The organism is Pantoea sp. IMH, from assembly GCF_000599885.1.
Classification (GTDB): domain Bacteria; phylum Pseudomonadota; class Gammaproteobacteria; order Enterobacterales; family Enterobacteriaceae; genus Erwinia.
Genome location: NZ_JFGT01000004.1, coordinates 245,992 through 262,718, shown reverse-complemented (window position 1 = coordinate 262,718; position 16,727 = coordinate 245,992). Strand labels below are relative to the sequence as shown.

Genomic DNA, 16,727 nt, shown 5'->3' with positions numbered 1-16,727 from the left:
GCCGTGGATTCTACTCAACTTTCGTCGGGTGGGAAACCTCAGGTCCCGGTATGTATTAAAAAGAAGATCTTTTTATTTAGAGATCTCTTTACTAGATCTTCTATTAGGATCGACGATCGCTGTGGATAAGCCATTTTTACTGAACAGGATCATGCCGTTATCAGGGATCGTTTGCTGTGAAAGATCGGTGATCCTGTGGCGTATAAGCTGGGATCAAAATGGCATGTTATGCACAGGGGGCGATCGATGCCTAAGTTGTTCTTTGGATAACAACCGGTTATTACCGGGTATTGAGCGTAGTTATCCACAGTTGATCGCTAAAAAAACGCACGATTTGGGTCTTTATTTACAAAACTCAGTGCGTTTTTTTGATCCCAAAGGTCACCGGGAAGCGATCCAGAGACAGGATCGTCAGTTCAGCAACGTCTTCCAGCCCAGGATCCACTCTTCTGCGGGATCTTCAGGGATCTCATGTTCGAGGACATCGATATCCAGACGATCACCAAGTCGTTCTGCACCGCAGGCGGTCAGCAGCGCATCCATTTTCTCAATGGCACCGCAGAAAAGATCGTATTCACGGTTGCCAATACCTACCGCGCCATAGCGAACCTGGCTCAAATCAGGCTTTGTTTCCATTAAACCATCAAACAGCGGTTGCAGATTATCGGGCAGATCTCCCGCACCATGGGTGGAGGTGACGACTAGCCAGGTGCCTGCCAGCTGAAGGTCTTCCAGCACAGGACCGTGAAGTATCTCCGTGGTGAAGCCATCTTCTTCTAATTTCTCAGCCAGATGTTCAGCCACATATTCCGCGCTGCCTAAGGTACTGCCAGTAATAAAGGTTACATCAGCCATAGAGAGATCTCAGTCGTGCAAAGGCAGTTATTGTACGCTGTGATCAGGCTGGGATCTACCTGTGGAAAAGTGGGGTTTTTGATAAGAGGAGAGCTGCTTCCCGGCTATCAACCCGGACAGCATGGCCCGGTTCTGTGCAAAGAAAAGTGAGGAAAAACGCAGCGCTCCGGCCACCCAGAGTCTGTCTGCGTCAGGAATTGATCCCGGGTATTTATATCGGGCAGAAAAAGCGGCTGTGGATAATATTGTGCACAGATCAGGGCTTGATCGAGCGCATGATCGGGTTCTGAAGGGAGATCAGCGTTTCCGTTGACTGAATTTCATCAATCGTCTGGATCTTGTTGATCAGCACCTGCTGAAGCGCATCGATGGAACGGCACATGACTTTAATAAAGATGCTGTAGTGACCGGTGGTGTACCAGGCTTCCACCACTTCATCAAGGGCATCCAGCTTCGCCAGCGCGGAGGGGTAATCACGGGCGCTTTTCAGGATAATACCGATAAAACAGCAGACATCGTAGCCAAGCTGGCGCGGGTCCACTTCCACACGCGTGCCTTTAATGATCCCCGCCTGTTTCATTTTCTCAACCCTGACGTGAATGGTGCCGGGACTGACGTTAAACTGCTTGGCCAGCTCGGCATAGGCCGTACGGGCGTTTTCCATAAGGGCATTGAGGATACCGCGATCCAGGTTGTCAATTTGCTGATTGTCTGCCACAGAGGCTCCGGGGTTAAGGATTTGACAAAACATGTCCGGATAATGTGCAGGAAATGGCGGGAACTGGCAATAAATGCCTGGTGCAAAGAGCGGGCACAGAGGTGCCCGCCAGATAAGTAAATCTAGCGCTTACGCCAGACGGTCAGCTGAGCGACGGTATGCTGAAATTTGCGGGCCGTTTCACGAATAACGAAAGGGATGTCCTGCGGGGCGGCGGCTTCTTCAAAATCCACCGACAGCAGGCGCTGTAAAGCCTGACAGGTCGTCAACGCTTCGCCATTCTCTCGAATGCCGCCCAGCCAGTTCTCCTTCGGGGTGAATTCTTCCAGCCAGGTATACGGAGAAGAGATCAGCAAAATACCGCCGGGACGCAGCATTCGGGTCACATCCCGCAGGAAACGTTCAGGCTGACGCAGGCGATCGATAAGGTTTGAGGCCAGCACCAGGTCATAGCGCTCCGGTTGCGGTTTGAGATTACAGGCATCGCCCTGTAAGAACTGGATGCGGCTCGCCTGCGCCGGCAGAAGATCGAAGTCCTTCAGGCGGACCTGATGATAATCCACCAGATCGCCCTCTTCCTGCGTGACATACCGGAAGTCTTCTCCCCGGGCAAGCTGAAGCGCAACGTCAATGAAGCGGGCGGAGTAATCCATTCCCACCACCTCGTCAAAATGGCGTGCCAGTTCAAAGCTGGCCCGGCCCGTGGCGCAACCCAGATCCAGCGCCCTGCCGCGTGCAGGGGTCATCTGGCAGGCAATCTCCACCAGAGTCTTGGCATAGTTCGGCGTACCGAAATAGTCCGGGCCATACTGGAAATCGAGGTATTGCGACACCATGCTGTCGGTTTCATAAGGATTGATGCTCATCTCCTCTTTATGACGGGATACCACGTAGCGGAAGCCGGCGTGCTGGAAAAAGTGGCGACGGAAGGCGTAGCGGGCAGATTTGAGCGCCTCATTACCGGTGGAGATCCAGCTGCCGCCTTTTATCAGGGCATGCTTTCCGTCAAAGGTCGGCGTGGAGAAATCATCATATAAAGGATGCACTTTAAAGCCGTCGAGTCCGTTAATGGGCGTGGTTGTCCACTGCCAGACATTGCCAATCAGATCGTAAAACTCACCCTGGGCAAAGCGATCCACCGGACAGGAGGAGGCCCACCAGGCGAGATTGATATTTCCGGGCGTCACCTCCCATTCCGGCTGATCGCCTTCAACCTGTTCGCGGAGCAGAAGCCATTCCGCTTCGCTTGGGAGCTGGACGGACTGACCGGTACTCTCCGCCTTCCAGCGGCAGAACGCGGCGGCTTCAAGCTGATTAACTTCGACAGGCCAGTCCCATGGCATCGGCACTTCTTCCGTCATCAGGCGCAGCTTCAGCTCGTCAGGATTGCTTACCGGACCGCACCAGAAGGTTGGCATGGCAGCACGGGCAAAGTTCCGCCAGCCGAGGCCTTCTTCATCCCACCAGCGCTCATCCTGATAGCCCCCCGCCGCGACAAATTCGAAAAATTCCGCATTGCTGGCCAGCATCTGGCTGGCCCTGAAAGCGTCGACGTCGTGCCTGAGCGTACCGTATTCGTTATCCCAGCCGTAAGTATCATCTGTTTTGCCCTGCTTCAGACGAGCGCCTTCAACCGGAAGCAACTTGTTTTGCGGCGTGCCTGTGCGATCGTGACGCGCCTCCGGACAGGCCGGCCAGTGCGGCTGCGGCTTAACCCATTCCAGAGGCAGCTGGCGGATCAGCACGCTTGAGGTCTCAAGATGGATACGCTCGTGTTCGATCCCCATCAGGATCACCCAGGCCGGGCTGTCCCATTGAATGGGCAGAGTGAGCGGCATCTCCTGAATGAAGTTTTTGACCAGCGTGCGGACGCTGCCGCGATAATCACGCACTTCTGCCAGGCTGGGCCACGAGTAGTTGCTGTTATCCAGATCGTCCCAGCTCATCTCGTCGACGCCGATAGCCATCATCGCCTCAAGAGGGTCATTTACCCGCGCGTCGATCAGACCGCCCGCCATCAGTTTGTTGATATAAAAAGTGGCGGTATGGCCGAAATAGAAGATAAGGGGATGGCGGAGTGAGATCGCTTTGGTGTGGTAGGCCTGTTCATCAGCAATACAGTCGAACAGGCTTTCGTAAAGTATCCATGTCTTGGTGAAATAATCGAGGATTTCCTGGCGTTTCTGTTCTGTGCTACCGCCACTTAACAGTGGCATACGGGTTGGGGCAGGAAGTCCTGATGTCAGCGTTTGTTTTTGTAATGTCACGTGGTGTTCCCAATCTGCCTGGTGATAAAGCGTAAACGTGACTATAGCAAAGGCGTGTTACCGCGATGAGCGATTAGCGCTGCCAGCGCCGCAGCAGGCGGCTTTTCAGGCCGGTATCAAAGCGCCAGATAAAGTCAAAGATGCGCATGATGCCCGGTTTTCCGTGATCGGACAGCGCAACGGCATGAAAACGCTGCTGCTGCTGTTGCTGATGCTGTTTAATGCGCCTGAATAGCTCGTCAGGCAGCCTTTGCGCAATAAAATCGGAAATGATCACCGCATCGGCCTCTTTCCACACAGGCGTGGCAAGTTTGATGAGTACGGCATCCAGGCAGCCAGCCAGATCGGTGCCGCCGCGAAACCGCTGGCTGAGGAAACGGATAGCCTGAGCGATGCCGTCGCCTGCCGTCAGCTCATAGCTGATAATTTCATGCGCAAACAGCATGATATAGCAGCGGCGATTGTCAGCCAGCGCCACCTTCAGCAGCGCAAGGCAGAACGCTTTGGCGCAGCGCTCGTTGAAACCGCCCATCGAGCCGGAGGTATCCACACAGACGATAAATGGTCCCCGAGGCTGTTCATTCAGCTGCTGGTGAGCGACGGGGCGCTGCGTTATTTTGTCATGCCAGGCATCGCCCTGGAGACGATAAGTGAGCAGCCTCTTTTCAACCAGACGCCGGTAGAACTCCAGTTCCAGCTCGCTGATGCCAAGCGTCACCAGCTCCGGGGGCAGAAGACGCAGAATATCGTCGCTCTGGTGCAGGCCGCTCACCTCTTCGGGCACGCCCGCCGGTTCCCTGACCAGATGGTGAAACTCTTCCAGCGGCGCTTCCGCTGCGGGGATCGCCTTTGCCTCACGGCTGCGTCCGAGCTGTTCAGCCAGCTTCATCAGCGAAGGCTGCCCGGCCAGAAAGTTTCCATAGTCGACAATCAGCTGGTAATCGCCCCGCTGGAGAGGGCTGCGGGTGAGATCCCACAGGCGTCCGGCGGCGGCGTCATCACGCTCTGAGAGAACCGGCACCAGCTGGCCGCTCATCGCCATACGTTGTTGCAGTTCAGCCAGCAGCTTTTCCCGTTCTTCTTCCAGCAGTTGCTGATTCAGCGTCAGGGTTTGCAACGTCAGGCTGAGACGCCAGCGCTGGAGAAAAAGCGTTTGCTGCGGCGGGCTCACTACATCCGGCGCGCCTGCGTGGGCAACCAGCGCATGGGCTTTTTCGGCAAAGGGAGAGGCGTGTTGCTTAAGCCAGACGAGCAAAGCGGGGAGCTGTTGGCAGAAATGGGCGTGGCTGAGCAGCTGGAAATGCTGAAAGCGGGAAAACTCCTCTGCCAGATCGCCCGGTACGGCGCTATTCTTAAGCTGTTCCAGCACGCCTGCTTTCCATTTTGGCAGATCCCGCATTATGGCTTTTTTCAGACCGGGGAATTTTTCAAAAAAAAGCACCAGCTGCGGGCTGGCTAACAGGGCTATAGCGAGTTCCTCGATCAGATCATTTTCGCTGACGGCAAGGAACATGCTGAGCGTTTCAAGCGAGATCACCGCCGCGCCTGCTGTAATTCATCCGCAACCTGCTGCAAACTTTCCTCGATCTTTGCCAGCCAGTCGTCGCTGATAAACAGGCAGCGCTGATGCTGGCTGAACAGCATGCGCTGAGTACGCAGCTGATTTTCCACGTCGTCGAGCGCCAGAAGTATCTCCTCCGGCAGGTCGCTGACCTGCTGTTTGCCAGGCAACATCAGCCGGGACGTTTGCAGACTCGCATCGCGCAGCGTGAGACAGTCATTGCCGTCCACATGCAGATCCAGCGTCTGGGCAAAGCCGATACCATTAAGTTTGCCGCGGACGTCACCGCCTTTTTGCAGCCAGTGGTGCAAATCATCGCGGGCAACCACCACATGGGTAACCTGCAGTTCGTGAAGCATCAGCGGCTTTTGCAGCATCAGTGTCAGGGTACTTTCCGCCAGCGTTTCCGGCAGTTCATAATGCGGCTTACGGCTGAACATGCCGCCATGTTTCTCCAGCCTGATCGCCAGCTCAACGCTTTTTTCCTGCTGAAGCACCAGCCGGCGCGACGCCGCCTGCTGAAGTTTAAGAAGCATCGGCTGTTGCTGCCACGCCTGCTGGACAATCAGATTTTCAATTTCACGATCGAGCAGCGCCATGGAGGCCATGTCATGCCACAGGCAATCTTTTAGCAGGATCAGATCAACCGGGGCGATAACGCCACGTCCGCTGTAGAAAGCGCAGGCCTGTAACAGATGAAGGGCTTTTTTCCAGCGGCGATCGGAGATATAAGGGGCGTCCGGCTGGTTTTCCAGCTGCTGACGTAGCATAAAGATAAGCTCAAATACCTCATCCGGCAGCGTGACCTGAGCGATACCTTTTTGCCACGCGCTATACTCTTCATCACTGATGCAGAGGTTATCCGCAACCGGGTTGCTGTTTTCATCCTGCTGGTGGACCAGCATGCTGCGAAAGTTCTGTTTTTCATGCACATTATCCAGCCACAGGCGGATCAGCATGCGATCGTACAGGGCTTCCAGCCCGCTGTCGGCTTCGGGCAGTTCGTTGGAGGCGGTGATAAGCAGACGCATCGGGATCGTCTCTTCGCTGTCACCGTTACGAAAGCGCCGTTCATTAATTGCAGTAAGCAGTGTATTCAGAATCGCCGGGCCCGCTTTCCAGATCTCATCCAGAAAGACGATTTCAGCATCGGGCAGATAGCCTTTGGTCAGCCGCTGATAGCGCCCTTCATCTTTCAGGGCTTGTATAGAGAGTGGGCCGAAGACCTCTTCCGGCGTGGAGAAACGGGTCATCAGATATTCAAAAGCGCGGGCATGCTGAAAGGCATATTTGAGGCGACGGGCAATCAGGCTCTTCGCAATACCGGGCGGCCCGAGTAGAAAAACGCTCTCTCCGCTCAGCGCGGCCAGCAGGCAGAGACGGATGGCATGATGTCGCTCATACAGGCCTTTCTCTAACGCATTGCTGAGGCGGGCAATCCTTTCCGCAATTAAATGGGGCTGGGACATAATAAGGCATCTTCCTCTTCTACGGTCAGGCCAGCAGGCTAACTGGCGAGCGCAAACACTACTGGCTATCATGCTTGAAAGATTTGATAAACGTCAGCTTTTTTCTTTTCAAACATTGACGTGGCTCCTTGAACCCCCTCTCCACATGCTATTTAAGGTAGGCAACAGCGATGAATCATGCATACTGTGCGCTTTTTGATGGCCAGTTAGCCGGTACGCCGTTCAGTACCCCCGGCCCCCAGCAAAAGACGAATCTATGAGTTCTGAAAAGAAGCAGTCGCTCGGCACGGTGACCCTGGCGGCAATAGGCGTTGTGTATGGTGATATCGGCACCAGCCCGCTCTACACCCTGCGTGAATGCCTGTCCGGGCAGTTCGGCTTCGGTGTTGAACGTGATGCGGTATACGGATTTCTTTCGCTTATTTTCTGGTTGCTGATTCTGGTTGTTTCCCTTAAATACATCAGCTACGTAATGCGTGCCGACAACGCCGGCGAAGGGGGGATACTGACCCTGATGTCCCTGGCCGGCCGCAATACGGGATCGCGGGCAACGGCAATCCTGGTGATCATGGGGCTGACAGGCGGCAGCTTCTTTTACGGCGAGGTAGTCATTACGCCTGCCGTATCGGTACTTTCAGCCATCGAGGGGCTGGAAATCGCCGCACCTCACCTTGATGACTGGATCGTGCCGCTCGCAATTGCCGTTCTGACACTGCTGTTTATGATTCAGAAACATGGCACCGGCATTGTTGGCAAACTGTTCGCACCGGTGATGCTGGTGTGGTTTCTGGTGCTGGCGGTGCTGGGCCTGCGCAGCATTCTGGATAATCCCGACATTTTGCATGCTCTCAATCCTTACTGGGCAATGCATTTTTTCATGGAGTATAAGCAGGTCTCTTTCTTTGCCCTGGGGGCGGTGGTGCTGGCGATAACCGGCGTGGAAGCGCTCTACGCGGATATGGGCCACTTCGGTAAGCTCCCGATTCGGCTGGCGTGGTTTGCCGTGGTTTTGCCGTCCCTGGTGCTGAACTATTTCGGTCAGGGCGCGCTGCTGCTCAGGCACCCGGAAGCGATTAAAAACCCCTTCTTCTTACTGGCGCCGGAATGGGCGCTGATCCCGATGTTAATGCTGGCCACGCTGGCCACCGTTATCGCTTCGCAGGCCGTGATTTCAGGTGTTTTCTCACTGACCCGTCAGGCGGTCCGTCTCGGTTATCTGCCGCCGATGCGCATTGTACATACCTCTGAAGAGGAGTCTGGCCAGATTTATATTCCAATGATTAACTGGTTGCTCTATTTTTCGGTGGTGTTGGTCATTATCGCCTTTGAGCATTCCAGTAATCTGGCGGCCGCTTACGGCATTGCGGTGACCGGCACGATGGTACTGACAGCCGTGCTCTGCACCACGGTGGCGATAAAAAACTGGCACTGGAACCGCTATCTGGCGCTGACTGTCCTGGCGGTGATGCTGTGTATTGATGTGTCGCTTTTCTCCGCAAACCTGGTGAAGGTCTTCTCCGGCGGCTGGCTGCCGCTGTGTCTGGCGCTGATGATGTTTATCGTAATGACGACCTGGAAGAGCGAGCGTTTCCGCCTGCTGCGTCGTATGCATGAACACGGTAACTCGCTGGATGCGATGATCGCCTCGCTGGAAAAATCGCCGCCGGTCCGCGTTCCTGGCACGGCGGTTTATATGTCGCGTGCGCTTAACGTGATCCCCTTTGCGATGCTGCATAATTTGAAGCATAACAAGGTGCTGCACGAGCGCGTGGTGCTGCTGACGCTGCGTAACGAAGATGCGCCTTATGTGCATAACATCCGGCGGGTCACGATTGAGCAACTTTCGCCGACGTTCTGGCGCGTGGTGGCAAGCTATGGCTGGCGTGAGACGCCCAATATGGAAGAGATTTTCCATCGCTGCGGGCTGGAAGGCCTCAACTGCCGGATGATGGAAACCTCTTTCTTTATGTCGCATGAGTCGCTGATCATCGGTAAGCGGCCCTGGTATCTGCGACTGCGCGGCAAACTTTTCGTCACGCTGCAAAAGAACGCGCTGCGGGCGCCTGATCAGTTTGAAATCCCGCCTAACCGGGTTATTGAGCTGGGAACGCAGGTTGAGATCTGATAACGCATAAGGGCCTTGTGGGCCCTTATGCGTCGCCTGATGGCAGATTTATCCGCGTATTCTGACCAAAAAACCGCCATGGGATGGATTTTCAAAGCAGATGTCCAATCCGTGTAACCGGGCAATCTGTCTGACGATAGAAAGGCCAAGCCCGCTGCCTGATTTCTCCTGTCCCGGCGGGCGGTAGAAACGTTCTCCGATATGTTCCATCGCCTCCTTGCTGAGTTTTTCGCCGCTGTTCATTACCTGAAGCTGACACGGGTCAAGTGTTAGCACAACCTCACCGCCCGGCGGACTGTAGCGGATGGCGTTATCCACCAGATTACGCACCATCAGTGCCATCAGCAGGGGTTGGCCGTGCTTAATGACGGGGTCGTCAGGGGCTTTAAGAATCATGCTCACGCCGGCGGCCTGGGCTTTTGCATAATGATCCACTACCGACTGCTGAAGGAGTTGTTGCAGATTGACCGGCTGCATCTCCAGCGGGTTCTCTGCATCCAGCCTTGAGAGCGTCAGTAACTGATCCACCAGCCGGGTGGCGCGATCGATGCCGGCATCAAGATTGCCCAGCGCATGGTTACGCATCGCCTCATCGTCATGCGCCAGTTGTGTCACCTCAGTCTGTACTTTCAGCGCGGCAAGCGGGCTTCGCAGTTCATGAGCGGCGTCAGAGGTAAAGCGGCGTTCGCGACTGACCATCTCCCCGATACGGGCAAAAAGCGCATTCAGTTCGTCAACCAGTGGCCGAACCTCCTGCGGCAGCCGGCGTGCTGCCAGCGGTGTACCATCATCCGGCGATCGTCCGCGAAGCTGCTGCGCAATTCGTTTTAACGGCGCCAGCTCGTGAGTGACGAGCCAGAGCAGCAGTAGCAGCATCAGCGGCAGCGCTATCAGCCAGGGAAGCTGATTAGTCTGTACAATATCGCGGGTCATATCATCACGGTATTCCCACTCCTGGCCGACGACGATCACAAACCTTTTATCCGGCGTGGTGAGCCAGACCATTCTCCAGAGATCGTCATCATCCTTTAACATGCCGTCGGTAAAACCGTCACGCGTGGCGCTGAAAATAAAATCTTTGCCGTTATCGCCATCATTCATCACCATTTTGCCGTCACGGGTGAAAACGGCGAACGCCAGTGCGTCATCCTCCTGCTCACCCTGATGATGCCGGAGCAATTTTTTGGTTTTGGGTAGCGTAAGCGGGTCATGGCTTAACTGTTCGGGATTCATCGACACCAGGCGTTTGGCGAAGAGCATTTGCTGCGTATCAAACAGCTCATTAATTTTTTGCTTTGTCTGCCACCAGGAGCTGATGCTGGCGGCTCCCCAGCCCACCAGCGTCAGCAGAATAAATCCCAGCATCAGGCGCAGACGTAAACTCTGATGACTCAAGGCGTCTCTCCCAGCGTGTAGCCCACACCGTGTACCGTGCGGATAAAGGCGCTGCCCAGTTTTTTACGCAGATGATGAATATGTACCTCCACGGCGTTGCTGGAGACATCGTCATCCCAGCCGTAAAGCTTCTCTTCAAGCTGACTACGGGTCAGCACCCGGCCAGGATTCAGTAAAAACAGCGTCAGTAAAGCCAGTTCACGCGCCTTAAGTGGGACAACCTCGCCCTCCAGCGTGACCGTTTGCGAGGCGGTTTCCATCGTCAGCCTGCCGTGGCGCAGAGCCGGCTGTAGCTGTCCATGGCGGCGGCGGATCAGCGCCTGAAGCCGGGCAGCCACTTCACTCAGAGCGAAAGGTTTACAAAGATAGTCGTCGGCACCCAACTGAAGACCGGCTACCCGCTGTTCCAGCGCATCCCGTGCTGTCAGGATCAGTACCGGAATATCCTGCCCCTGTTGCCGCCAGTGACGTAAAATGTCCAGCCCGTCGATTTCAGGCAGGCTCAGGTCCAGTATGACTGCGTCATAGGCGGCGGCTGGCAGCGCATTCATTCCCTCGTTACCCTGAGTGAACCAGTCCACGCTAAATCCCATTTTGCTGAGGCCAGCTTTGATACCGTCGCCGATCAGCCTGTCGTCCTCAATGACTAAAATTCGCATGGCAATTTCCTTATGTGTTTCCGGTTTTATACGAAACAGCCAGCGGGTTTGTACAGTCTGATTAGCTGATTTTCCTGCTTTATCGACAATTCAGAGAAAAGTGGATCGCTGACGGGCACCTTTAAGATCCTCTTAAGTTAACTGTGCTGTAATAGCGTCTGAAAACCCCGAACTGTGCGGTAAATGATGCCGCCACCCCAAGGAATAAAGGTGAATGTGATGAAAAAGTATGCTGCTCTGTTAGCTGTTACTGCCCTGATATCCACGCCGGTTCTCGCTGCCCAGAACGGAGGCTTTGTTGACCCGAACGCCCCAACCACCTCCGTACAGCAAGGCGGATTCAGTGGCCCTAACGGTACTGTGGCAACCGTCAAACAGGCTCAGGATATGAAAGATGATGCCTGGGTGACGATGCGCGGCAAGATAGAAAAACGGGTAGGCGATGAAGAGTACATGTTCCGCGATGCGACCGGCACGATGACCGTGGAAATTGACGATAAGCGCTGGGATGGTCAGAACATTTCCCCTTCCGATAATGTGGAACTCCAGGGCAAGCTGGATAAAGATTTCAACTCTGTCGAACTTGATGTGAAGCAGATTAAAAAGGTTCAACACCAGGCCTGAATAAGCCTCTCATTATTCGCGCTCATTAACACGCCATGGGACAGAATTCCTTTTCTGCCGTGGCGTTTTTACAGGCTCTGTGGCCGTAACAATCCCTGTTCTGACGGCCTTACTCCCTCCCTAAGTCAAACCTGCGCTGGCATCAGGCGAAACGTTTCGATAGCGATCACATTTCCGGGATCAACTCATTGTCTTCGCATTAGCCACAGATACACTCCCCGATAGCGAAACGTTTCGCTCTGGAGTGAAAGATGAAAAAAGGCAGCTTACTGAATTCAGAAATTTCGGCCCTGGTTTCCCGCCTTGGGCATACCGACAGTCTGGTGATCGGCGATGCAGGCTTGCCTGTGCCTGCCGGACCACAGCGCATCGATCTGGCGTTGACGCAGGGTATTCCCAGCTTTATGCAGGTGGTGAAAACGGTAACGGAAGAGATGCAGGTAGAAAGCGCCATCATCGCGGAAGAGATCAAATCTCATAATCCACAACGCCATAGCGAGCTGTTAGCCCTGTTCGAATTACTGCAACAACACCAGGGAAACACCATCACTATCCAGTACGTCAGCCATAGTGAATTCAAACAGCAAACCCGCCACAGTCAGGGCGTGATTCGCAGCGGAGAATGCTCTCCTTATGCGAACGTTATCCTCTTTGCTGGCGTGACTTTTTGAGGCCCTATGCAACCTTTACTGCAACTGCAAGGTATTGAGAAAGCCTTTCCCGGCGTGAAGGCGCTCTCGGGCGCTGCGCTGAACGTTTATCCTGGCCGCGTGATGGCGCTGGTGGGCGAAAACGGTGCCGGGAAATCGACCATGATGAAGGTGATGACGGGCATTTATGCGCGTGATGCCGGCTCGGTGAAATGGCTGGGAAACGAAACCACGTTCAGTGGACCCAAAGCGTCACAGGAAGCCGGTATTGGGATCATTCATCAGGAGCTGAACCTGATCCCGCAGCTCACCATTGCGGAAAATATCTTTCTTGGACGGGAGTTCGTTAACGCGTTTGGCCGCATTCAGTGGAAAAAAATGCATGCCGAAGCCGATCTGTTGCTGAAACGGCTTAATCTGCGTTTTAACAGCCACCGGCTGGTTGGCGATCTTTCTATTGGCGATCAGCAGATGGTCGAAATTGCCAAGGTGCTGAGCTACGAGTCAAAAGTGATTGTGATGGATGAGCCGACCGATGCGTTGACCGACACCGAAACGGCATCCCTGTTTCGCGTGATCCGTGAACTGAAAGCCCAGGGATGCGGCATTGTCTATATTTCCCACCGTATGAAGGAAATTTTTGAGATCTGCGATGATGTGACCATTTTCCGGGACGGCCAGTTTATTGCCGAACGTGAAGTGGTCAGCCTCAGCGAGGACTCTCTGATTGAAATGATGGTGGGCCGTAAGCTGGAAGAGCAGTATCCGCGTCTGGATAAAGCACCCGGTGAGGTCCGCCTTGAGATTGAAAATCTCAGCGGGCCTGGCGTGGATAACGTCAGTTTCTCCCTGCGCAAAGGTGAAATCCTGGGCGTGGCCGGCCTGATGGGCGCTGGCCGTACCGAATTGATGAAGGTGATTTACGGTGCATTGCCGCGCAGCGCCGGACAGATCCACCTTGAAGGCCAAGCCATCACCAACCGTACCCCGGAAGAGGGGCTGGTAAACGGTATTGTTTATATCTCTGAAGACCGCAAGCGCGACGGGCTGGTCCTTGGAATGTCGGTGAAAGAGAATATGTCGCTTACCGCACTAGCCTATTTCAGCCACGGCGGCGGCAGGCTCAGGCATGCCGAAGAGCAGCTCGCCGTCAGCGACTTTATCAAACTGTTTAACGTGAAAACGCCATCAATGGATCAGCCTGTCGGCCTTCTCTCTGGCGGTAATCAGCAGAAGGTGGCGATCGCACGCGGTCTGATGACCCGGCCAAAAGTTCTGATTCTGGATGAGCCAACCCGCGGCGTTGATGTCGGGGCCAAGAAAGAGATTTATCAGCTAATTAATCAGTTTAAAGAAGAGGGGCTGAGCATCATTCTTGTCTCCTCAGAAATGCCGGAAGTGCTGGGCATGAGCGATCGCGTGCTGGTCATGCACGAAGGCCGCCTGAGCGGCGATTTCCCGATTGAACAGGCCACGCAGGAAGTCTTGATGGCGGCGGCAGTAGGTAAGCAACATAGCGTGGAGCTGGCATCATGATGAACACCCAATCCCTACAGGCCAACCGTATTTTCAGTAAGGCCTGGCTGCTGGAACAGAAATCGTTGATCGCGCTGATTGTGCTGATCGCGATTGTCTCCAGCCTGAGTCCCAATTTCTTCACCCTGAACAATATGTTCAATATTCTCCAGCAGACGTCGGTTAACGCCATTATGGCCGTCGGCATGACGCTGGTCATTCTGACTTCCGGCATCGATCTTTCCGTCGGTTCGCTGCTGGCGCTGACCGGCGCGGTGGGCGCTTCGCTGGTCGGCATGGAAGTGAACGCGCTGGTGGCGGTGGCCGCCTCGCTGGCGCTCGGCAGCTTCATCGGGGCGATCACCGGCACCATTGTGGCGATAGGAAAAGTTCAGGCCTTTATCGCCACGCTGGTGATGATGCTGCTACTGCGTGGCGTGACCATGGTGTATACCGACGGCAGCCCGATCAGCACCGGTTTCAGTGACAATGCCGATCTGTTTGGCTGGATTGGTATTGGCCGCCCGCTGGGTATCCCGACGCCAATCTGGCTGATGGCTATCGTGTTTCTGCTGGCTTGGTACATGCTGCATCATACCCGCCTGGGCCGTTACATCTATGCACTCGGCGGCAATGAAGCCGCAACCCGTCTCTCCGGGATTAGCGTTAACCGGGTCAAGATTATCGTTTACGCCCTCAGCGGCATGCTGGCGGCACTGGCCGGCACTATTGAAGTGGCGCGCCTCTCCTCCGCACAGCCAACGGCAGGCACAGGCTATGAGCTGGATGCTATCGCCGCTGTAGTACTGGGTGGCACCAGTCTGGCGGGCGGAAAAGGCAGAATTATGGGGACGCTGATTGGTGCGTTGATTCTCGGCTTTTTGAATAACGGCCTGAATCTGCTCGGCGTCTCGTCTTACTACCAGATGATCGTGAAAGCTGTCGTCATTTTGCTGGCGGTGCTGGTAGACAATAAAAGCAGTAAATAACGCTCTCCCTACAGGAATAAGAAGATGAAAATGAAAAAACTGACTGCACTTGCCGTTCTGCTCGGCGCAACCCTTAGCGCTAACGCACTGGCAAAAGAGACCATCGCGCTGGTGGTATCGACCCTGAATAATCCTTTTTTCGTGTCGTTAAAAGATGGCGCGCAGAAAGAAGCTGATAAGCTGGGCTACAACCTGGTGGTGCTGGACTCACAAAATAACCCGGCGAAAGAGCTGGCTAACGTACAGGATCTGACCGTGCGCGGCACCAAGCTGCTGCTGATCAACCCAACCGATTCCGATGCGGTAGGCAACGCGGTGAAGATGGCCAATCAGGCCGATATCCCGGTGATCACCCTTGACCGCGTGGCGGCTCAGGGCAAAGTAGTGAGCCATGTCGCCTCCGATAACCGCTTTGGCGGCAAAATGGCCGGTGATTTCATTGCGAAGAAAGTGGGCGATAACGCAAAAATCATTGAGCTTTCCGGTATCGCGGGAACTTCTGCTGCACGTGAGCGTGGTGAAGGGTTCAAATCTGCGGCAGATGCGCATAAATTTGCTATCCTGGCCAGTCAGCCAGCTGATTTTGACCGTACCAAAGGCCTGAACGTGATGCAGAATCTGCTGACTGCTCATCCTGACGTGCAGGCTGTCTTTGCACAGAATGATGAAATGGCGCTGGGCGCGATGCGCGCATTGCAAACCGCAGGTAAATCTGATGTGGTAGTAGTTGGTTTTGACGGCACCGCAGACGGCATGAAAGCCGTACAGGGCGGCAAACTGGCCGCCACTGTGGCGCAGCAGCCAGACCAGATCGGCGTTATTGGCGTGCAGACCGCTGATAAAGTGCTGAAGGGCCAGAAAGTTCAGGCTATCAATCCGGTTGACCTGAAGCTGGTCACCAAATAAATCAAAGAAAAGCATGGCATGCGCCACCCTCTCCGGGTGGCGCCTTTTTCTGGACGATCCCCTATGAATAAAACCGGTAAGCTGGCCGTTCTTGGCAGCATTAACGCAGACCATATCCTGAACATGGCGCAGTTTCCCCGGCCGGGTGAAACGGTGATCGGTAAGCAGTATCAGGTGGCTTTTGGCGGCAAAGGCGCGAATCAGGCCGTGGCTGCCGGACGCAGCGGTGCGGATATCGCTTTCATTGCCTGTGTGGGTGAAGATGATACCGGCCAGCGTATTCGCAATCGGCTGGCTGAGGATCGCATCGACGTTGCATCGGTTGAGGCTGTTCCGGACGAGTCGACCGGCGTGGCGCTGATTTTTGTTAATGGCGAAGGTGAAAACTGTATCGCTATCCACGCTGGTGCCAATGCGGCGTTAACACCTGCCAAAGTGGAAAAATATCAGCAGACTATTGCTGACGCGGATGCATTGCTGATGCAGCTGGAGTCTCCACTGGAAAGCGTGCTGGCGGCAGCAAAAATTGCTCGGCAGCATCAGACGCGGGTCATCCTTAATCCCGCCCCGGCTCTCGCGCTTTCCGATGAGTTGCTGGCGCTGGTCGATATGATCACACCTAACGAAACAGAAGCCGAAATTCTGACCGGCGTTCCGGTTGCTAATGATGATGATGCAGCCCGTGCCGCTGCCGTTTTGCATGCTAAAGGGATTGGCAGCGTGTTGATTACGCTTGGCAGCCGCGGAGTCTGGCTCAGTCAGGAAGGGAAAGGTGAACGTATAGCCGGTTTCCGCGTTGACGCCGTTGATACGATTGCGGCAGGCGATACTTTTAACGGCGCGCTGATTACTGCACTGCTTGAAGGTAAGGCGATGCCTGAAGCTATCCGCTTTGCCCATGCGGCCGCGGCGATTGCGGTGACGCGATACGGTGCCCAGCCTTCCGTGCCATGGCGTGAAGAGATCGATCTTTTCTTGCAGCAGCAGGGGTAGC

Annotated in this window: 14 protein-coding genes; 7 read left to right on the top strand and 7 right to left on the bottom strand. The window is 54.8% G+C overall.

Features of this window, described 5'->3' with window-relative positions; genetic code table 11:
* Positions 1-411: 411 nt before the first annotated feature.
* The 5 genes from mioC to ravA all read right to left on the bottom strand — a co-directional run bounded on the left by mioC (position 412) and on the right by ravA (position 6,870).
* Positions 412-855, bottom strand: coding sequence for an FMN-binding protein MioC (gene mioC / locus EA20_RS0107675; protein WP_024966263.1), 444 nt, complete (start codon positions 853-855; stop codon positions 412-414).
* Positions 856-1,111: 256 nt separating this feature from the next.
* Entirely contained in the window at positions 1,112-1,606 is a 495-nt protein-coding gene (asnC, locus tag EA20_RS0107670; RefSeq protein WP_200868311.1) for a transcriptional regulator AsnC, read from the bottom strand.
* Positions 1,607-1,695: 89 nt separating this feature from the next.
* Entirely contained in the window at positions 1,696-3,789 is a 2,094-nt protein-coding gene (gene ovoA, locus EA20_RS0107665) for a 5-histidylcysteine sulfoxide synthase (protein WP_051516343.1), read from the bottom strand.
* 124 nt (positions 3,790-3,913) lie between these two features.
* Positions 3,914-5,377, bottom strand: a complete 1,464-nt coding sequence (gene viaA / locus EA20_RS0107660; protein ID WP_024966260.1) for an ATPase RavA stimulator ViaA — start codon at positions 5,375-5,377, stop codon at positions 3,914-3,916.
* Positions 5,374-6,870: an ATPase RavA gene (gene ravA / locus EA20_RS0107655; protein WP_024966259.1), complete on the bottom strand. Its 1,497-nt coding sequence runs from the start codon at positions 6,868-6,870 to the stop codon at positions 5,374-5,376. The genes viaA and ravA overlap by 4 nt, the downstream gene beginning before the upstream one ends.
* Positions 6,871-7,126: 256 nt before the next feature.
* Between ravA and kup the strand changes: the two genes are divergently transcribed.
* A complete protein-coding gene (kup, locus tag EA20_RS0107650; protein WP_024966258.1) occupies positions 7,127-8,995 on the top strand; it encodes a low affinity potassium transporter Kup in 1,869 nt (622 codons plus the stop codon).
* A gap of 48 nt (positions 8,996-9,043) precedes the next feature.
* Here the strand turns inward: kup and qseC are convergent, their stop codons facing one another.
* Together qseC and qseB are read right to left on the bottom strand one after the other, a co-directional pair.
* Positions 9,044-10,390, bottom strand: a complete 1,347-nt coding sequence (gene qseC / locus EA20_RS0107645) for a quorum sensing histidine kinase QseC (RefSeq protein ID WP_024966257.1) — start codon at positions 10,388-10,390, stop codon at positions 9,044-9,046.
* Positions 10,387-11,049, bottom strand: coding sequence for a quorum sensing response regulator transcription factor QseB (gene qseB / locus EA20_RS0107640; RefSeq protein WP_024966256.1), 663 nt, complete (start codon positions 11,047-11,049; stop codon positions 10,387-10,389). Before qseB ends, qseC begins: the two co-directional genes overlap by 4 nt.
* 219 nt (positions 11,050-11,268) lie before the next feature.
* Between qseB and EA20_RS0107635 the strand changes: the two genes are divergently transcribed.
* From EA20_RS0107635 to rbsK, 6 genes are all read left to right on the top strand, one after another.
* Complete coding sequence (locus EA20_RS0107635) at positions 11,269-11,673, top strand: YgiW/YdeI family stress tolerance OB fold protein (protein ID WP_038381552.1); 405 nt, start codon at positions 11,269-11,271, stop codon at positions 11,671-11,673.
* A 251-nt stretch (positions 11,674-11,924) separates the two neighbouring features.
* Positions 11,925-12,344: a D-ribose pyranase gene (rbsD, locus tag EA20_RS0107630; RefSeq protein ID WP_024966254.1), complete on the top strand. Its 420-nt coding sequence runs from the start codon at positions 11,925-11,927 to the stop codon at positions 12,342-12,344.
* Between the two features lie 6 nt (positions 12,345-12,350).
* Positions 12,351-13,859, top strand: a complete 1,509-nt coding sequence (gene rbsA / locus EA20_RS0107625) for a ribose ABC transporter ATP-binding protein RbsA (RefSeq protein WP_024966253.1) — start codon at positions 12,351-12,353, stop codon at positions 13,857-13,859.
* Entirely contained in the window at positions 13,859-14,827 is a 969-nt protein-coding gene (gene rbsC, locus EA20_RS0107620) for a ribose ABC transporter permease (RefSeq protein WP_024966252.1), read from the top strand. Before rbsA ends, rbsC begins: the two co-directional genes overlap by 1 nt.
* Positions 14,828-14,851: 24 nt before the next feature.
* Positions 14,852-15,733: a ribose ABC transporter substrate-binding protein RbsB gene (rbsB, locus tag EA20_RS0107615; RefSeq protein WP_024966251.1), complete on the top strand. Its 882-nt coding sequence runs from the start codon at positions 14,852-14,854 to the stop codon at positions 15,731-15,733.
* 63 nt (positions 15,734-15,796) lie between these two features.
* The gene (rbsK, locus tag EA20_RS0107610; protein ID WP_024966250.1) at positions 15,797-16,726 is read left to right on the top strand and encodes a ribokinase; all 930 of its coding nucleotides are present in this window, start codon (positions 15,797-15,799) and stop codon (positions 16,724-16,726) included.
* Position 16,727: the final 1 nt, after the last annotated feature.